This is a genomic window from Geodermatophilus amargosae, assembly GCF_041028265.1.
Classification (GTDB): domain Bacteria; phylum Actinomycetota; class Actinomycetes; order Mycobacteriales; family Geodermatophilaceae; genus Geodermatophilus; species Geodermatophilus amargosae_A.
The window spans coordinates 1-15,907 of record NZ_JABGCW010000017.1; the positions used below are offsets into that span (position 1 = coordinate 1).

Sequence of the window (15,907 nt, forward strand, 5' to 3'; positions counted from 1 at the left end):
CGCGCGCCCTGCTCGGAGGCCGCCGCCACGAACCGGATGAGCGTCTCGGTGTCCGGCCGCAGGTGCAGCGGCCCGCCGTCGTCGGTCAGCGCCACCCCGCCCGCGGCGGCCAGCACCGCCAGCCCGCCGGCGACGTCGTGCACGTGGGTGCCGCTGCGGTCCAGGTCGTGCCAGGCGGAGGCGGACCCGTCGGCGACCAGGCACAGGTCGACGGCGGTGCAGCCGGTCACCCGCACCCGGTGCGCCGTCGCGGGCACCCGGACGGTCCGCCCGGACGGCGCGACGACGGTGCTGCCCTCGCGTACCCGCGCCGGCACGCCGTCGCGCTGCGCGCCGGTGTCCACGGTCCCGGCCCAGCGGCGCCCCGAGGACAGGTCGACGACGAGCCCGGCCACCGGGCGGCCCCGGTGCACCAGTCCCGCCGAGAACGCCCACGGCGGCAGCCCGGCGCGGAAGTTGCCGGTGCCGTCCAGCGGGTCGAGCACGATCCAGGGCTCGTCGTCGGGCACGTCGGGGTCGGGCCGCTCCTCCGACAGCACGGGGACGCCGAGCGGTGCCAGCGTCCCGGCGGCGGCGTCGTGCGCGGCCTCGTCGGCGGCCATCGACCAGCTGCCGTCGTCCTTGCGCACGTCGCGGCCGGTGTCGCGGGCCAGCGCGACGGCCACCTCGACCCGGGTGGCGGCCAGCGCGGCGAGGTGCGCGAACCGCACGGTCAACGGCGCGTCGGCCGGGGGCGGGACCACCTCGACCACCCGGCCGGTGCCGGCGTCGCGCACCTGCGAGCAGCCCCAGGCCGCGGCGACGGCGAGCAGCCCCGCCCGGCCGGTCACGTGCGTGGAGCGGTGCACGACGACGGCCTCGGTCGTGCCCTCGTCGGTCCAGCGCCGCCGCAGGTGCGCGGCCGCGCCGTCGCCGACCAGCAGCCGCGCGCCGGGGTCGAGCAGCTCGGGGGCGAGCGCGGCCGGGCCCACGCCGAGCAGCCGGGCCGCCGCGCGCAGGTCCTCCCCCGACGCCGCCACCCGCATCGTCTCCGCCACCGCTCCCCCGCTCTGCCCGCCTCTCCCGCAAGGTAGGCCACCGGCGGCGCCCGGGTAGGACGCCACGGTGACGGCTCCCGCGCGCACCTCCCTCGACGACGTCGACGTCGTCCTCCTCGTCCACCGCGAGCCGCCGGAGCTGCTCGCGCGGCACCACGCGGCACTGTCGGCGGCCACCGGCCCGGGCTGGCGCGGCCGGGCGATGATGGTGGAGAACGCCGCCGCGCCGGCGACCTCGGCCGCCGCCCGCGGACACCTGCGCGCCTGCTACCGAGACGCCGACCGGTGGCTCCTGCGCTCGCCGCGCAACCTCGGCTTCGCCCGCGCGATGGACCTCGCCCTCGACGCGTGCGCCGGCCGGTACGTGGCCCTGGTCAACTCCGACGGCGAGCCGGACCCGGGCATGCTGCGCCGCCTGGCGGAGGTCCTCGACGCCGAGCCCCGCGCGGTGTGGGCGGCCCCGGCGGTGCACGGTCCCGGCGAGGACGACGACCCGCCCGGCCCGCCGTTCGCGGCCGGCGAGCTCGGCGGCACCGCGCTGCTGGTGCGCCGGGCGGAGTTCCTGGCCGCCGGCGGCTTCGACCCGCTGTACTTCTTCTACAACGAGGACCGCGACGCCTCCCGGCGGCTGCGCGCGGCCGGTCACCTGCTGCTGCGGGTCCCCGACACCCGCTTCCGGCACGGCAAGGACGGCCGCGGCGCCCGCGCGGTGTTCCTGCGCGAGTGGCACTACGGCCGGACGGTCCAGGTGCTCCTCCCGCAGCACGCCACCCGGCCGGTGCGGGAGGCCGCGACCCTCCTCGCCCGGCGGCCGCGCGCCGTGGCCCGGCACCTGCGCGACGGCGACCGGCCCGGCGCCGCGGGCATCGCGCTGGCCACCCTCGAGCTGCCGCGCGGGCTGCTGGTGGCCGCCGCCCGCCGCCGCCGCCCCTGGGACGGCGCCCGGCTGGCCGCGTGGCTGCAGCGGCACCGCGGCGCCGTCGAGCTCGGCCCCTGCCCCTGAGCCGGTCCCGGCCTCAGCCGGAGTTGCGCAGCGCCGTCGCGATCCCGTTGATCGTCAGCTGGATGTTGCGCCGGACCAGCTCGTCGTCGTCGCCGGTGCGCCGCCGCCGCAGCATCTCCACCTGCAGGTGGTGCAGCGGCTCCAGGTAGGGGAAGCGGTTGCGGATCGAGCGGACGAGGGACGGGTTGTCGGCCAGCAGGGTGTCGTCGCCGGTGACCGCGAGCAGCATCCGGCAGCTGCGCTCGTGCTCGGCGGTGATCTGGTCGAACACCCGGGCGCGCAGCTCCTCGTCGGGCACCAGCCCGGCGTAGCGCGCGGCCAGGTCGAGGTCGGTCTTGGCCAGCACCATCCCCATGTTCGACAGCACCGTGCGCAGGAACGGCCAGCGCCGGTGCAGCTCCCGCAGCCGGTCCAGGCGGGCGGGGTCGTCGCCGATCCAGGACTCCAGCGCCGACCCGGTGCCGTACCAGCCGGGCAGCATGATCCGCGCCTGCGACCAGCTGAACACCCACGGGATGGCGCGCAGGTCGGAGATGCGGTCGCCGGCCTTGCGCGAGGGCGGCCGGCTGCCGATGTTGAGCTCGGCCAGCTCGCGGATCGGCGTCGCGGCGCGGAACCACTCCACGAACCCGGGGGTGTCGTGCACCAGCGCCCGGTAGGCGTCCTGCGCGCGGGCGGCCAGGTCGTCGAGCAGCGCGTAGGCCTCCTCGGCGTCGTCGCCGAGACCCTCGACGTCGAGCAGCGTGGCCTCCAGCGTGGCGGCCACCAGCGCCTCGAGGTTGCGGCGGGCGAGGTCGGGCTCGCCGTACTTGGCCGCGATGACCTCGCCCTGCTCGGTGAGCCGCAGCGCGCCCGCCACCGCGCCGGGCGGCTGGGCGCGGATCGCCTCGTAGCTGGGCCCGCCGCCGCGGCCGACCGTGCCGCCCCGGCCGTGGAACAGCCGCAGCCGGATGCCCTCGGCGCGGGCCACCTCGACCAGCGCCAGCTCGGCCCGGTACAGCGCCCAGTTGGCGGCCAGGTAGCCGCCGTCCTTGTTGCTGTCGGAGTAGCCGAGCATGACCTCCTGCGCGTCGCCGCGGTTGCGGACCAGCTCCCGGTAGACCGGCTGGGCCAGGACGGCGGTCATCGTCTCGCCGGCGCCCTGCAGGTCGCCGATCGTCTCGAACAGCGGCGAGATCCCGACCGGGCAGGTGGGCCCGTCCTCGCCGTCGGGGTCGAGCAGGCCGACCTCCTTGAGCAGGACGGCGACCTCCAGCACGTCGCTGACCGACTCGCACATGCTGATCACGTAGTTGGGGACCGCCCGCGGCCCCAGCAGCGCCACCTGCTCGGCGGCGGCCACCAGCAGGTCCAGCTCCCCGCGGGCCAGCTCGGAGAGCTCCGCGCCCGGGCGCACCAGCGGCCGGCGCATCCGCAGTTCCCCGGCCAGCAGCTCCACCCGGGCGGCCTCGTCGAGGGACGCGTAGCCGGGGCAGACGCCGGCCCAGGCCAGCAGCTCGCCGAGGACCTCCTCGTGGACGGCGGAGTTCTGCCGCATGTCCAGCCCGGCGAGGTGGAAGCCGAACACCTCGACGGCGTCGCGCAGCCGGGCCAGCCGGTCGTCGGCGAGCGCGCCGGCGCCGTGGCTGCGCAGCGAGGCGTCGACGACGGCGAGGTCGGCGATCAGCTCGTCGGGGCTGTCGTAGGGCTCGAGCTCGGCGTGCGGCACAGCGCCGGGCACCTGCCCGAGGACCCGTCGCGCGGTGGCGGCCAGGCGCGCGTGCACGCCGGTGAGCGCCCGGCGGTAGGGCTCGTCGGCGCGGAACGGCGAGTCGTCGCGGGAGGCGTCGGCCAGGCGCGACAGGTCCGGCGTGGGGGTGACCAGCCGGTCGGACATCGACAGCTCGCTGCGCAGCTCCACCAGCTCGGACAGGTGGTGGGCCAGCGCCGTCTCGGCCTGGCGGGTGCTGGCGCGGCGGACGGCGTCGGCGGTGACGAACGGGTTGCCGTCGCGGTCGCCGCCGATCCACGAGCCGGGCTGCAGCACCGGCTGGGTGGGCAGCCCGCTGGTGGGCCAGCGCTCCCCCAGCGCGCGGCGCAGGTCGGCGTTGATCTCGGGGACGACCCGGAACAGCGACAGGTCGTAGTAGCGCAGCGCCTCGTCGATCTCGTCGGCCAGCCGCAGCCGCGACAGCCGCAGCAGCGCCGTCTGCCAGAGGGTGAGCACCGAGCGCTGCAGCGCCGTGGACCACCGCTGCTCGTCGACCTCGCCCGGCGCCATCCGGTCGCGCTCGCGGATGAGCTCGGTGACCTCCTGCTGCACCTGCGAGATCGTCCGGCGGCGCACCTCGGTGGGGTGCGCGGTGACCACCGGCACGACCAGCGCGCCGGCCAGCTCCCGCGCGACGACGTCGGGGTCCAGGCCGGCCCGGTCCAGCAGCGCGAAGGTGGCCGCGAGGCTGCCCGGCTGCGGCGGCGACCCGGCCCGGCGGTGGTGCCGGCGGCGGCGCTCGTGGTGCAGGTCCTCGGCGAGGTTGGCCAGCAGCGAGAAGTGGCTGAACGCGCGGATGACGTGGTTGGCCGCGCGGACGTCGAGGTCGCCGAGGCGGGCGGCCAGCCCGGCGCGGTCGGTCTCGGAGCGGCGGACGGCGAAGGCCTGCACGCGGGTGGACTCGACCAGGTCGAGGACGTCGTCGCCGGTCTGCTCCCGGATGACCTCCCCGAGCACCCGGCCGAGCAGCCGGATGTCGTCGCGCAGCGGGGCGTCGTCGGCGCGGCCGTCCCCCTCGGGATCGCGGCCGGGCAGGCGCAGGTCGGCGACGTCGACGGTGGCTTCGGACATGGGGCGCAGTATCCGTCCCCCGTGTGACGGGCGGGTGTCGCGGGCACCTGCCCGCCGTGCTGACGCTGCGCGCCACCCCCGCCGACCCCGCGCCCGCCGACCACGGCGAGGGCCCCACCTGGGACGCCGCCCGCTCCGAGCTGCTGTGGGTGGACATCTCCGCCGGCCAGTTCCGCCGGGCGACCCTGGACGGCGACACGCTCACCGACGCCGGCTCGCTGCGCGCCGGGGACACCGTGGGCGCCGTCGTGCCCGCCGCGGCCGGTGGCTGGCTGACCGCCGCCGGCGGCGGGTTCACGCACGTGGCGGCCGACGGCACCGCCCGCGTGCTGCTGGTGCTGGCCGGCGAGGGCGGCGGCGAGGTCGACGGCGGCACCCGCATGAACGACGCGAAGTGCGACCGCGCCGGCCGGTTCTACGCCGGGACCATGGCCTTCGACGAGCGCCCCGGCGCCGGTGCCCTCTACCGGCTGGACACCGACGGCACCGTGACCACGGTCCGCGAGGACCTCACCGTGTCCAACGGCCTGGGCTGGTCACCCGACGACCGCACCGTCTACCTCGCCGACTCCGGCCCCGGGCTGGTGCACGCCTTCGACCACGACCCGGGCAGCGGCGCGTGGAGCAACGGGCGGGTGCTGCTGGAGACCGGCGGCGCCGACGGCGTGGCCGACGGGCTCACCGTCGACGACGAGGGCTGCCTCTGGACGGCGATGTGGGGCGGCGGCCAGGTGCGCCGCTGGTCCCCCGAGGGCGAGCTGCTCGCCGTCGTCGAGGTGCCGGTGGCCAACACCTCCAGCTGCGCCTTCGCCGGCCCGGACCGCGGCCTGCTGGTCGTCAGCACCGCGCACGGCGACGCGGACGAGGACGGGGCGGGCCGGCTGTTCACCGTCCGCCCCGGCGTGACCGGCCCGCCGGCGAACCCCTACCGCGGCCCGCTGGCCGCCCTCCGCCAGTAGGAGGACCCCACCGCCCCCCGCGCCTCGCAGGCTCGCGACGGGCCCCTGCGGTGGGGCCGACTCAGCTCTCCTGCAGCAGAGCCAGTGCGGCGGCGGCGAGCTGGTCGCCGGCGGCGGCGCCGCGCTCGAACTCCTCGGCGGCCCCGGCGAGGTCGCCGCGGTCGGCCAGGAGCACGCCGAGGTTGTGGTGGCAGTACGCGTCCCCGGCCTGGATGCCGGCGCGGTAGGCCTCCTCGGCCGCCTCGTCGTCGCCCAGCTGCTCGCGGTAGAGGTTGCCCAGCGGCAGCCAGGCCACCTGCTCGCCGAGCTTGGCGCCGCGCTCGAGCACCGAGCGGGCCTCCTCGGCGCGGCCGGTCTGCAGCAGCAGCGCCGCGAGGTCGGCGCGGGCGGCGGCGAAGTGGGCGGCGCCGGCGCGCAGCCGCCCCTCGAGCACGGGGTCGAGGGTGGCGCACCACTGCCAGCACGCGGCGACGGCGTCGGCCTCGGCGTCGCCGGTCGCGGCGAGCTCCTCGGCGACGGCCAGCGCCTGCTCGCGCTCCCCCTGGTCGCGCAGGAGGAAGGCCAGCTGCAGCCCACCCTCGGTGTCCCCGGCGTCGGCGGCCCCCCGGTAGGCGGCCATGGCCCCCGCGAGGTCGCCGAGCTGCTCGAGCACCAGCCCGAGGTTGCGCCAGGCGTCGAACTCGCCACCGGCCAGCGCGACCTCGTAGGCGTCGACGGCCTCGGCCCAGCGCTCCTGCGCGGCCAGGCTGTTGCCCAGGTCGTAGTAGCCGGTGACGTCACCGAGCTCCGCCGCGCGGCGGAAGCACCACTCGGCGTCGGTCTGCCGGCCGGCGTCGGCGAGGTCGCAGCCCAGCTCGATCAGCTCATCGGCGTCCTCGGAGGCCTGCAGCCGCCAGAGGCGCGCGTCCAGGTCCTCGGTCATGGCGACGATGATGGCCGCGCTGACCTGGGCACACGCCCTCCGTCGGGGTGAGGTCACCCCAACGTGTCCGGTGCTCGTCCAGGCGGGTGTCCCCCCGCCGGATCAGGTCTCCCCGGCCCGCAGCGCCTCCCGCAGCTTGGTCTTCCCGCTGGTGCGCAGCAGGGCCCCGGAGTAGACCCGCCCGCCCAGCCGGATGACCAGCGCGATGGCCACGAGCATGAGGACGACGGCGACGCCGACCTCCCACAGCGCGACGTCGCCGGCCGCCTGCCGCACCGGCATGACCATCGGCGACAGGCCCGGCACGTAGGAGGTCACCACGGCCAGCGACCCGGACGGGTCGCTGGCGGCCTGGATGGCGACGATGAAGCCGGCCACCAGCACCAGCGACGCCGGCGTCAGCACGCTGCCGAGGTCCTCCTGCCGGCTCACCAGCGAGGCGGCGACGGCGAACAGCGAGGCGAACAGCGCGTAGCCCAGCACGAACCAGAACAGCAGCCACAGCACCGTCCCGACCAGCTCGCCGGGCAGGTCCACGACGTCGAAGGCGAGCGCCCCGCCGATCCCGATCGCGGCGATGACGGCGATCTGGCCGAGGCCCAGGACGCCGAGGCCGAGGATCTTCCCGGCCAGCAGCTGCCACGGCCGCATCGTGGCCAGCAGCAGCTCGACCACCCGGCTGGCCTTCTCCTCGACGACGCCCTGGGCGACGAACTGGGCGAAGAGGATGAGCAGGCTGTAGAGCACCACGACGCCGACGACGGCGACCACGGTGCGCTGGGTGTCGGCCGCGGAGTCGCCGTCGAGCGCGGTCACCGTGACCTGCGGCAGGTCGGAGGGGTCGACGCCGGCCTGCGCCAGCGCGTCGCCGAGCGCCACCGCCCCGACCGCGCCGGAGACGACCGCCTCGAGGGTGGTGTCGGGGTCGCGGACCACGAGCTCGGGGTCGCTCGCGCTGCCGACCAGGGCGCCGTCGACGCCCTCGTCCTCGACGGCGGCCCGTGCGGCGTCGTCGGTGTCGAACCGGACCACCTCGACGTCGAGGTCGAGGGCCTCGCCCTGCGCCTGGAGCGCGGTGCCCACCTGCCCGGGGTCGCCGACGACGCCGATGCGGCTGGTGTCCCCACCGGAGTTGACGACGACCTGGAAGACCAGCACGCCGAGGATCAGCACGATCATCAGCACCGAGCTGGCGATGAACGTCTTGTCGCGGATGCGCGTGGAGATCTCGCGCGCGGCGACCAGGCGGACCAGCTGCCCGCTCGACAGCGGCGCGCTGCCCCGTGCCCGGGACGGGCTCGCGAGCGCGCTCACGCCGCCACCTCCTCGCGGGCCGCGGCCTGCTGCGCCGGGTCGGCGACGGCCTCGCGGAACAGCTCGACCAGCGTGGCCTCGCGCCAGCCGAAGTGGGTGACCCGGCCGGTGCGCAGCGCGGCGGCCAGGACCTGCTGGTCGTCGGTGTCCCCGGCGAGTTCCAGCAGCGTGTCGCCGGCCTGCTCGGACACCACCCGGACGCCCGGGACGGCGACGGCCCAGCCCGGCGCGGCGTCGGGCACGACGACCCGCAGCACGCGGCCGGACTCGCGGCGCCGCAGCTCCTCGACGGTGCCGGTGGCGACCATCCGGCCGCGGGCGAGGATGCCGACCGAGTCGCACAGGCGCTCGACCAGGTCGAGCTGGTGGCTGGAGAACACGACGGGCACGCCGGCGCGGCACTGCTCGAGCAGCGCCTCGGCCAGGGCGTCGACGCCGACGGGGTCCAGGCCGCTGAACGGCTCGTCGAGGATCAGCACCTCGGGCCGGCTGACCAGCGCCGCGGCCAGCTGCACCCGCTGCTGGTTGCCCAGCGACAGCTTCTCGACCGGGTCGCCGCGCCGCTCGGCCAGGCCCAGGCGGCCCGACCACTCCTCGGCGGCGCGGGCCGCGGCGGCGGCGTCCAGGCCGTGCAGCCGCGCGAAGTAGGCCAGCTGCTCGCCCACCCGCATCTTCGGGTAGAGCCCGCGTTCCTCCGGCATGTAGCCGATGCGCCGCCGAGCCTCCTCGTCCAGGGGGCGGCCGCGCCAGCGCACCTCCCCGGCGTCGGCGCGGGCCAGGCCCATGGCGATGCGCATGGTCGTCGTCTTCCCGGCCCCGTTGGACCCGCAGAAGCCGAACATCGAGCCGGGGGCGACGGTGAAGCCGACGCCCTCCAGCACGTGGTTGTCCCCGTAGCTCTTGTGGAGCCCGTCGAACTCGAGCACTGCTCCTCCGTCCAGAGTCCACCCGTGCCCGGCCGACGCTATCGGTCCCCGCCTCGCGCCCGGCTCCGACCTGCGGTGTCATCGGGGCATGAGCCAGGACAACGTCCCCGCCAGCCCACCGTCGGGCGTCGGGCTGGACGGCCTGCGGCAGGCCGCGGCCGGGTGCCGGGCGTGCGAGCTGTGGGAGCCGGCGACCCAGACCGTGTTCGGGGAGGGCCCGGAGACCGCGCGGATCGTGTTCGTCGGCGAGCAGCCCGGCGACCAGGAGGACCGCCGGGGCGAGCCGTTCGTCGGCCCGGCCGGCCGGCTGCTGGACCGGGCGCTCGCCGACGCCGGCATCGAGCGCGGCGACGCCTACGTCACCAACGCCGTCAAGCACTTCCGGTTCACGCCCACGCCCAAGCGGCGGATCCACCAGTCGCCGGGCGCGGAGCACATCCGGGCCTGCCGGCCGTGGCTCGAGGCGGAGTTCGAGGTGCTCAAGCCCGAGGTCGTCGTCTGCCTGGGCGCGACCGCGGCCAAGGCACTCATCTCGCCGTCGTTCCGGATCACCAAGGAGCGCGGCGTGCTCATGCCCTGGACGCCGCCGGGCCTCGCCCGGGCCGAGCTCGGCGACGACGAGCCCGACGAGGACGCCCCGGCGCAGACCTGGATGCTGGCCACCGCACACCCCTCGGCGGTGCTGCGGGTGCCCGACGAGGAGCGCCCCAAGGCCTACGACGCGCTGGTCGCCGACCTGCGCGTGGTGGCCGGGGCCCTGGCGTAGGAGCACCCGTGGGAGACACCGTGGACCCGCTCTACACCGCCCAGGCGACGGCCACCGGCGCGCGCACCGGGGAGGTCGCCAGCTCCGACGGGCGGCTGCAGGTGCAGCTGTCCCGCCCCGCCGAGATGGGCGGCGACGGCGGCCCGGGCACCAACCCCGAGCAGCTGTTCGCCGCGGGGTTCGCCGCCTGCTTCCACAGCGCCATGCGCTTCGCGCTCAGGCCGCTGGGGCTGACCCCGCGGGCGCTGGAGGGCTCGTCGGTCACGGCGCGGGTGCACTTCCTGCGCGGCGGGGACGGTGACTTCGGCCTCGGCGTCGACCTCACCGGCCACCTGCCCGCGCTGGAGGCGGAGCAGGCGCGGGCGCTGATGGAGCGCACCCACACCGTGTGCCCCTACTCGCGCGCCACCGCCGGCAACATCGAGGTGGGCCTGCACGTCGCAGGCGGCTAGCCGGCCGTCCGCGACGCGCGGAAGTGCAGGAACGAGGGCACCGCCAGCGCGACGACGGCCATCGCGACCACGACGACGATCCCGCCGGAGACCATCGCCACGCTCACGCCCGCGGCGCTGGCGATCGCCCCGGCGCGCAGGTCACCCAGCCGCGGGCCGCCCGCGACGACGACGAGGAAGACGCCCTGCATCCGCCCGCGCATGTCGTCGGGCGCGGCGGTCTGCAGCATCGACGAGCGCAGCACCGCGCTGACCATGTCGCCCGCGCCCGCGACGGCCAGGCAGAGCACGGCCAGCCACAGGGTGGACGCCAGGCCGAAGCCGACGATCGCGACCCCCCACACCACGATCGCGGCGAGCACCACGGCGCCCTGCCGGTCGACCCGCGAGACCCATCCCGACGTCAGCCCCATGAGCAGGGCGCCGACGGAGACGCCGGCGAACAGCCACCCGAGGCCGTTCGGGGACCCCTCGAAGCGCGTCTGCGACAGCTCGGGGAACACCGCCTGCGGCCAGGCGAACAGCATCGCGACCACGTCCACGACGAAGGTCATGAGCAGCACCGGCTGGGTGCGGAGGAACGTGAAGCCCTCCCCCACGCCGCGGACGGCGGCGCCCAGGCGCAGCGGGCCGGTGTGCCCGGCCGGCGGCAGCGGCGGCAGGCCGCGCAGCAGCAGGACGGCGACCAGGAACCCGAGCGCGTCGACGGCGTAGGCGAGGAAGAGGTCGCCGAGGCTGATGAGCACCCCGGCCAGCAGCGGCCCGGCGATGACGCCGACCTGGCGGACGGTCATGGCCAGCGCGTTCGCCGCGGGGACGCCCTCGGTGCCGACCAGCGCGGGGATCACGGCGCTGCGGGTCGGCTGGTTGACCGCGGTGAACCCCGACACCGCGGCGACCAGCACCCACAGCAGCCAGACGTTCCCACCGCCGGGCAGCAGCGCCTGCACCGCCAGCAGCGCGCTGGTCACCGCCGACCCGGCCCCGGTGACCAGCATGAGCCGGCGGCGGTCCATGGCGTCGGCGATCGCGCCCCCCAGCAGCCCGAAGACGACCAGCGGCACCAGCGCGACGATCGAGGTGACCCCCACCAGCAGCGAGGACCCGGTGAGGTCGTAGACCTGGAACGGGACGGCGACCAGCGTCATCTGCTGGCCGAGCATCGTGGCCGCCACGCCCCAGAACAGCCGCCGGTAGCCGGGGTGGCGCAGCGGGCTGGTGTCGATCGCCCAGCCCCTCGACGACGTGGAGCGGCGGCGCACCGGCGCGGGCTCGGGGACCCCCCCGGCCCCCTCGACGGGATCGACGGGCAGCTGCTCCCCGGGCGTCTCCCGCGCGGTCACGGGGCCAGGCGCTGCAGCGCCCAGCCGCCGCCCTCCTCGTCGTCGCGGACGAAGCGCAGCCGGTCGTGCAGCCGCCCCGGGCCGCCCTGCCAGAACTCGATGCTGTGCGGCACCACGCGGTAGCCGCCCCAGACCGGCGGTCGCGGCACCTTCTCCGTCGTCGTCTCCTCGTCGAGCCGCCGCACCCGCGCCTCGAGCTCCTCGCGGTCGTCGACGACGGTGGACTGCACCGAGGCGACGGCGGCCAGCTGCGCCTCGCGCGGGCGGGGGTCCCACAGGTCGTCGGAGGCGCCGTCGCCGACGCGCTCGACGGTGCCGGTCACCCGCACCTGGCGCTGCAGCGCGTGCCACGGGAAGACCAGCGCCGCCCGCGGGTTGGCGGCCAGCTGCGCGCCCTTGGCGGAGGCGTAGCTGGTGCCGAAGACGAAGCCGGCCTCGTCGTAGCCCTTGAGCAGCACGATCCGCGCGTCCGGGGCGCCGTCGGCGTCGGCCGTGGCCACGACCACCGCGTTCGGGTCGGGGACGTCGGCGGCGACGACGTCGCGGAACCAGCGGTCGAACTGCTCGACCCAGGTGGGCGCGAGGTCCTCCTCGCGCAGCCCCGGGCGGTCGTAGTCCCTGCGCATGCGGGAGAGGTCGGCCACCCCGCCATGCTGACACCGCCGCCGCGGCGGGGTGCCGGGCGCCTCCCGCTGGACGGCAGCCCCCCGTGTGACGAGGGGGACCGCTGGGCCTAGTGTCGCGGTGCAGTCGTGCGCCGCGGAACGTGCGGGCACGAGGTCCGCGCGCAGAGGAGCATGCGAGATGGCCGACGACTTCGTACCCGGCCTCGAGGGCGTCATCGCCTTCGAGACCACGATCGCCGAGCCCGACAAGGACGGCGGGTCCCTGCGCTACCGCGGGGTCGACATCGAGGACCTGGTCGGCAAGATCACCTTCGGCAACGTCTGGGCGCTGCTGGTCGACGGCAAGTTCGGCCCCGGCCTGCCCCCGGCCGAGCCGTTCCCGATCCCGGTGCACAGCGGCGACGTGCGCGTCGACGTGCAGGCCGCCCTGGCGATGCTGGCCCCCTTCTGGGGCTACCGCCCGCTGCTGGACATCAGCGACGAGGAGGCCCGCGACCAGCTGGCCCGCGCCGCGGTGATGGCGCTGTCCTACGTGGCGCAGTCCGCGCGCGGCATCGGCACGCCCGCCGTGCCGCAGAGCCGCATCGACGAGGCCTCGACCATCGTCGAGCGGTTCATGGTCCGCTGGCGCGGCGAGCCCGACCCCCGCCACGTCGCCGCCGTCGACGCCTACTGGACGTCGGCCGCCGAGCACGGCATGAACGCCTCCACCTTCACCGCCCGCGTCATCGCCTCCACCGGTGCCGACGTCGCCGCCGCGATGTCCGGCGCCATCGGCGCCATGTCGGGCCCGCTGCACGGCGGCGCCCCCTCCCGCGTGCTGCACATGCTCGACGGCGTCGAGCAGGAGGGTGACGCGGAGAAGTACGTGAAGGGCCTGCTGGACCGCAAGGAGCGGCTCATGGGCTTCGGGCACCGCGTCTACCGTGCCGAGGACCCCCGCGCCCGCACCCTGCGCAAGGCCGCCAAGGAGCTGGGCGCCCCCCGCTTCGACGCCGCGCTGGCGCTGGAGCAGGCGGCCCTCGAGGAGCTGCGCGAGCGGCGTCCCGACCGGCCGATCGAGACCAACGTCGAGTTCTGGGCGGCCATCGTCCTCGACTTCGCCGAGGTCCCGAGCCACATGTTCACCTCGATGTTCACCTGTGCCCGCACCGCCGGCTGGTGCGCGCACATCCTCGAGCAGAAGCAGACCGGCCGCCTCGTGCGCCCGTCGGCCCGCTACGTGGGCCCGGCGGCGCGCAAGCCCGAGGAGGTCGAGGGCTTCGACACCATCACGGTCAAGGCCGTCGACCAGGCCACACCCGCCTGAACGGAGCGCCCATGAGCATCGAGATCCCCGCCGGCCTGCTGCCCGCCGACGGCCGCTTCGGGTGCGGACCCTCCAAGGTCCGCCCCGAGGCGCTGCAGGCACTGGTCACCGACGGGGCCGGGCTCATGGGCACCTCCCACCGCCAGGCCCCGGTCAAGGGCCTGGTCCGCCAGGTGCGCGAGGGGCTCGCCGAGCTGTTCGGCCTGCCCGAGGGGTACGAGGTCGTGCTCGGCAACGGCGGGAGCACGGCCTTCTGGGACGTCGCGGCGTTCGGGCTGATCCGGCGGCGCAGCGCCCACGGCACCTACGGCGAGTTCTCGGCGAAGTTCGCCTCCGGGGTCGCCGGGGCGCCGTTCCTCGACGAGCCGGTCGTCGTGACGGGGCAGCCGGGGACGCTGGCCCTGCCGCAGGGTCAGCCGGGCGTCGACGCGTACGCGTGGGCGCACAACGAGACCTCGACCGGGGTCATGGCCCCGGTGGTGCGCCCCTCCGGCGCCGACGACGACGCGCTGGTGCTCGTCGACGCCACCAGCGGCGCCGGCGGCCTGCCGGTCGACGTCACGCAGGCCGACGCCTACTACTTCGCCCCGCAGAAGTCCTTCGCCTCCGACGGCGGGCTGTGGATCGCGCTCATGAGCCCGGCGGCGCTGCAGCGGGTGGCCGAGATCGAGGCGTCCGGGCGGTGGATCCCCGGGTTCCTCGACCTGGCGACCGCCGTCGACAACTCCGCGAAGGACCAGACGTACAACACCCCCGCGGTGGCGACGCTGTTCCTGCTCGCCGACCAGGTGCGCTGGCTGCTCGGCCTCGGCGGCCTCTCCGGCGCCGTGGCACGCACCCAGGACTCCTCGGGCCGGCTCTACGGGTGGGCGGAGAAGTCGCCGTACGCCACGCCGTTCGTCGCCGACCCCTCCCAGCGCAGCCTCGTCGTCGGGACGGTCGACTTCGACGCGTCCGTCGACGCCGCGCGGGTGGCGCAGGTGCTGCGGGCCAACGGCGTGGTCGACGTCGAGCCCTACCGCAAGCTCGGCCGCAACCAGCTGCGCGTGGGCATGTTCCCCGCCGTCGACCCCGACGACGTCAGCGCGCTGACCGCCTGCATCGACCACGTCGTCGAGCGGCTGTAGTCCCGCGCCTCACCGCACGTCAGCGGGCGATCTCGCCGTCGGCGGGCTGGACGGCGGTGCTCGGGAAGTCCCGCAGGTCGCCGGTGGGCGTGCGGTCCCAGCTGCGGAAGGTCAGGTCCGTCTGCAGGTAGAGCGCGATGAGCTCGGCGGTGCTGCGGATCCCGTCCAGGTGGGTGCGCTCGTTGCCGTGGCTGCCGTCGATGCCGAAGCCGACGAGCGCCGCGCGGGTGTTCGCGCCGGCCTCCAGGGCCGAGGCGGCGTCGGACCGGTAGTACTTGTAGACGTCACGGCGGTGCGGCACCTCGTGCACCCGGCACAGGTCGATCAGGTGCCGGGTGAGGTGGTAGTCGAAGGGCCCGGTGGAGTCCTGCATCGCGATGTTCACGCAGTGCTCGGAGGACGCCTGCCCCGGCGCGACCACCGAGGTGTCGATGGAGACGAGCTCGGCGACGTCGGCGTCGAGGCCGTGACTGGCGCCCAGGCCGACCTCCTCGGCGATGGTGACCAGCAGGTGCGCCGTCACCGGCACCTGGACGCCGTGGTCGACGATCGCCTTGAACGCGCCGAGCGCCGCGGCGATGCCGGCCTTGTCGTCGAGGTGGCGGGAGTTGACGAAGCCGCTGGCGGTGACCACCGGCTGGGCGTCGATCGCGACGAAGTCGCCGACCTGGATGCCGCGGCGCTCGAGGTCGGCGCGGCTGTGCGCGACCTCGTCCACCCGCACCTCGACGTGGTCCCAGCCGACGCCCTGCTCGTCGACCTCGTCGCCGAAGCGGTGCCCGCTGGCCTTGTTGGGCAGGATCGTGCCGGTGTGCCAGTAGTCGCCGGAGACGTCGTCGCTGAAGATCGTCACCCGGGCGCCCTCGGCGAAGCGGGCGCTGTGCGTCCCCACCGGCACGATCGCCAGCCGCCCGTTGTCCTTGAGCTCCCGGACCATGCAGCCGATCGTGTCGGCGTGCACGACCACCGTCCGGTCGGCGCCGGGCGAGCGGCTGGGCAGCTCGGCGATGAGCGCCCCGCGGCGGGTGACCTCGAAGTGCAGGCCCATGTCGCGCAGCTCGCCGCCGATGACCTGCATGACGTGGTCGGTCCGCCCCGACGGGCTCGGGATGTGGAGCATCTCGAGCATGACGCGCTGCACGTAGTCCATGTCGATCGGCAGCCGCTTCTGGCCCGCGTCGACCGGAGAGGGCAGGAAGCGGGCGTCGCGCTCGCCGTCGTCGCGGGTGTCGTCGCGGACGAGGCCGGTGTCGTCCCGGGGGCCGGTCAGCATGGGGGCGGAGTCTAGGTGCGCCGTGCGCC

General features: G+C 75.9%; 14 protein-coding genes. 6 read left to right on the forward strand and 8 right to left on the reverse strand.

All coding sequences use genetic code 11. The features are described from left to right. Positions 1-1,037, reverse strand: a 1,037-nt coding sequence (locus HLV61_RS19490) for an inositol monophosphatase family protein (protein WP_369258405.1), incomplete at its 3' end; no start/stop codon positions are given. 67 nt (positions 1,038-1,104) lie between these two features. Here HLV61_RS19490 and HLV61_RS19495 point away from each other — a divergent pair. Continuing rightward, positions 1,105-2,040: a glycosyltransferase gene (locus HLV61_RS19495; protein WP_369258407.1), complete on the forward strand. Its 936-nt coding sequence runs from the start codon at positions 1,105-1,107 to the stop codon at positions 2,038-2,040. Positions 2,041-2,053: 13 nt separating this feature from the next. On the opposite strand, the gene ppc is transcribed toward HLV61_RS19495, so the two are convergent. Further along, positions 2,054-4,861 carry a phosphoenolpyruvate carboxylase gene (gene ppc, locus HLV61_RS19500; RefSeq protein ID WP_369258409.1) on the reverse strand — a complete coding sequence of 936 codons (2,808 nt, stop codon included), beginning with the start codon at positions 4,859-4,861 and terminating at the stop codon, positions 2,054-2,056. Positions 4,862-4,884: 23 nt separating this feature from the next. Here ppc and HLV61_RS19505 point away from each other — a divergent pair, with 23 nt between their 5' ends. Then, positions 4,885-5,820: an SMP-30/gluconolactonase/LRE family protein gene (locus HLV61_RS19505; RefSeq protein WP_369258411.1), complete on the forward strand. Its 936-nt coding sequence runs from the start codon at positions 4,885-4,887 to the stop codon at positions 5,818-5,820. 61 nt (positions 5,821-5,881) lie between these two features. Here the strand turns inward: HLV61_RS19505 and HLV61_RS19510 are convergent, their stop codons facing one another. The 3 genes from HLV61_RS19510 to HLV61_RS19520 all read right to left on the reverse strand — a co-directional run bounded on the left by HLV61_RS19510 (position 5,882) and on the right by HLV61_RS19520 (position 8,982). Next, a complete protein-coding gene (locus HLV61_RS19510; RefSeq protein WP_369258413.1) occupies positions 5,882-6,742 on the reverse strand; it encodes a tetratricopeptide repeat protein in 861 nt (286 codons plus the stop codon). 102 nt (positions 6,743-6,844) lie between these two features. Then, on the reverse strand, positions 6,845-8,056 hold the full coding sequence (locus HLV61_RS19515) for an ABC transporter permease (RefSeq protein ID WP_369258415.1): 1,212 nt from the start codon (positions 8,054-8,056) through the stop codon (positions 6,845-6,847). Then, on the reverse strand, positions 8,053-8,982 hold the full coding sequence (locus tag HLV61_RS19520) for an ABC transporter ATP-binding protein (protein WP_369258417.1): 930 nt from the start codon (positions 8,980-8,982) through the stop codon (positions 8,053-8,055). The genes HLV61_RS19515 and HLV61_RS19520 overlap by 4 nt, the downstream gene beginning before the upstream one ends. Before the next feature lie 88 nt (positions 8,983-9,070). On the opposite strand from HLV61_RS19520, the gene HLV61_RS19525 reads away from it, so the two are divergent. Both HLV61_RS19525 and HLV61_RS19530 read left to right on the forward strand, forming a co-directional pair. Continuing rightward, a complete protein-coding gene (locus HLV61_RS19525) occupies positions 9,071-9,748 on the forward strand; it encodes a UdgX family uracil-DNA binding protein (protein ID WP_369258419.1) in 678 nt (225 codons plus the stop codon). An 8-nt stretch (positions 9,749-9,756) separates the two neighbouring features. Further along, on the forward strand, positions 9,757-10,200 hold the full coding sequence (locus HLV61_RS19530; RefSeq protein ID WP_369258421.1) for an organic hydroperoxide resistance protein: 444 nt from the start codon (positions 9,757-9,759) through the stop codon (positions 10,198-10,200). On the opposite strand, the gene HLV61_RS19535 is transcribed toward HLV61_RS19530, so the two are convergent. Next, the gene (locus HLV61_RS19535) at positions 10,197-11,543 is read right to left on the reverse strand and encodes an MFS transporter (protein ID WP_369258423.1); all 1,347 of its coding nucleotides are present in this window, start codon (positions 11,541-11,543) and stop codon (positions 10,197-10,199) included. The two genes, HLV61_RS19530 and HLV61_RS19535, sit on opposite strands and share 4 nt — an antisense overlap. Beyond that, positions 11,540-12,187 (reverse strand): pyridoxamine 5'-phosphate oxidase, encoded by a 648-nt coding sequence (gene pdxH / locus HLV61_RS19540; protein WP_369258425.1) that lies wholly within the window; start codon positions 12,185-12,187, stop codon positions 11,540-11,542. The genes HLV61_RS19535 and pdxH overlap by 4 nt, the downstream gene beginning before the upstream one ends. Positions 12,188-12,347: 160 nt before the next feature. Between pdxH and HLV61_RS19545 the strand changes: the two genes are divergently transcribed. After that, positions 12,348-13,478, forward strand: coding sequence for a citrate synthase 2 (locus HLV61_RS19545; RefSeq protein WP_369258427.1), 1,131 nt, complete (start codon positions 12,348-12,350; stop codon positions 13,476-13,478). An 11-nt stretch (positions 13,479-13,489) separates the two neighbouring features. Beyond that, on the forward strand, positions 13,490-14,605 hold the full coding sequence (gene serC, locus HLV61_RS19550) for a phosphoserine transaminase (protein WP_369258429.1): 1,116 nt from the start codon (positions 13,490-13,492) through the stop codon (positions 14,603-14,605). Positions 14,606-14,624: 19 nt separating this feature from the next. On the opposite strand, the gene HLV61_RS19555 is transcribed toward serC, so the two are convergent. After that, the gene (locus HLV61_RS19555; protein WP_369258431.1) at positions 14,625-15,878 is read right to left on the reverse strand and encodes an osmoprotectant NAGGN system M42 family peptidase; all 1,254 of its coding nucleotides are present in this window, start codon (positions 15,876-15,878) and stop codon (positions 14,625-14,627) included. Positions 15,879-15,907 lie beyond the last annotated feature (29 nt).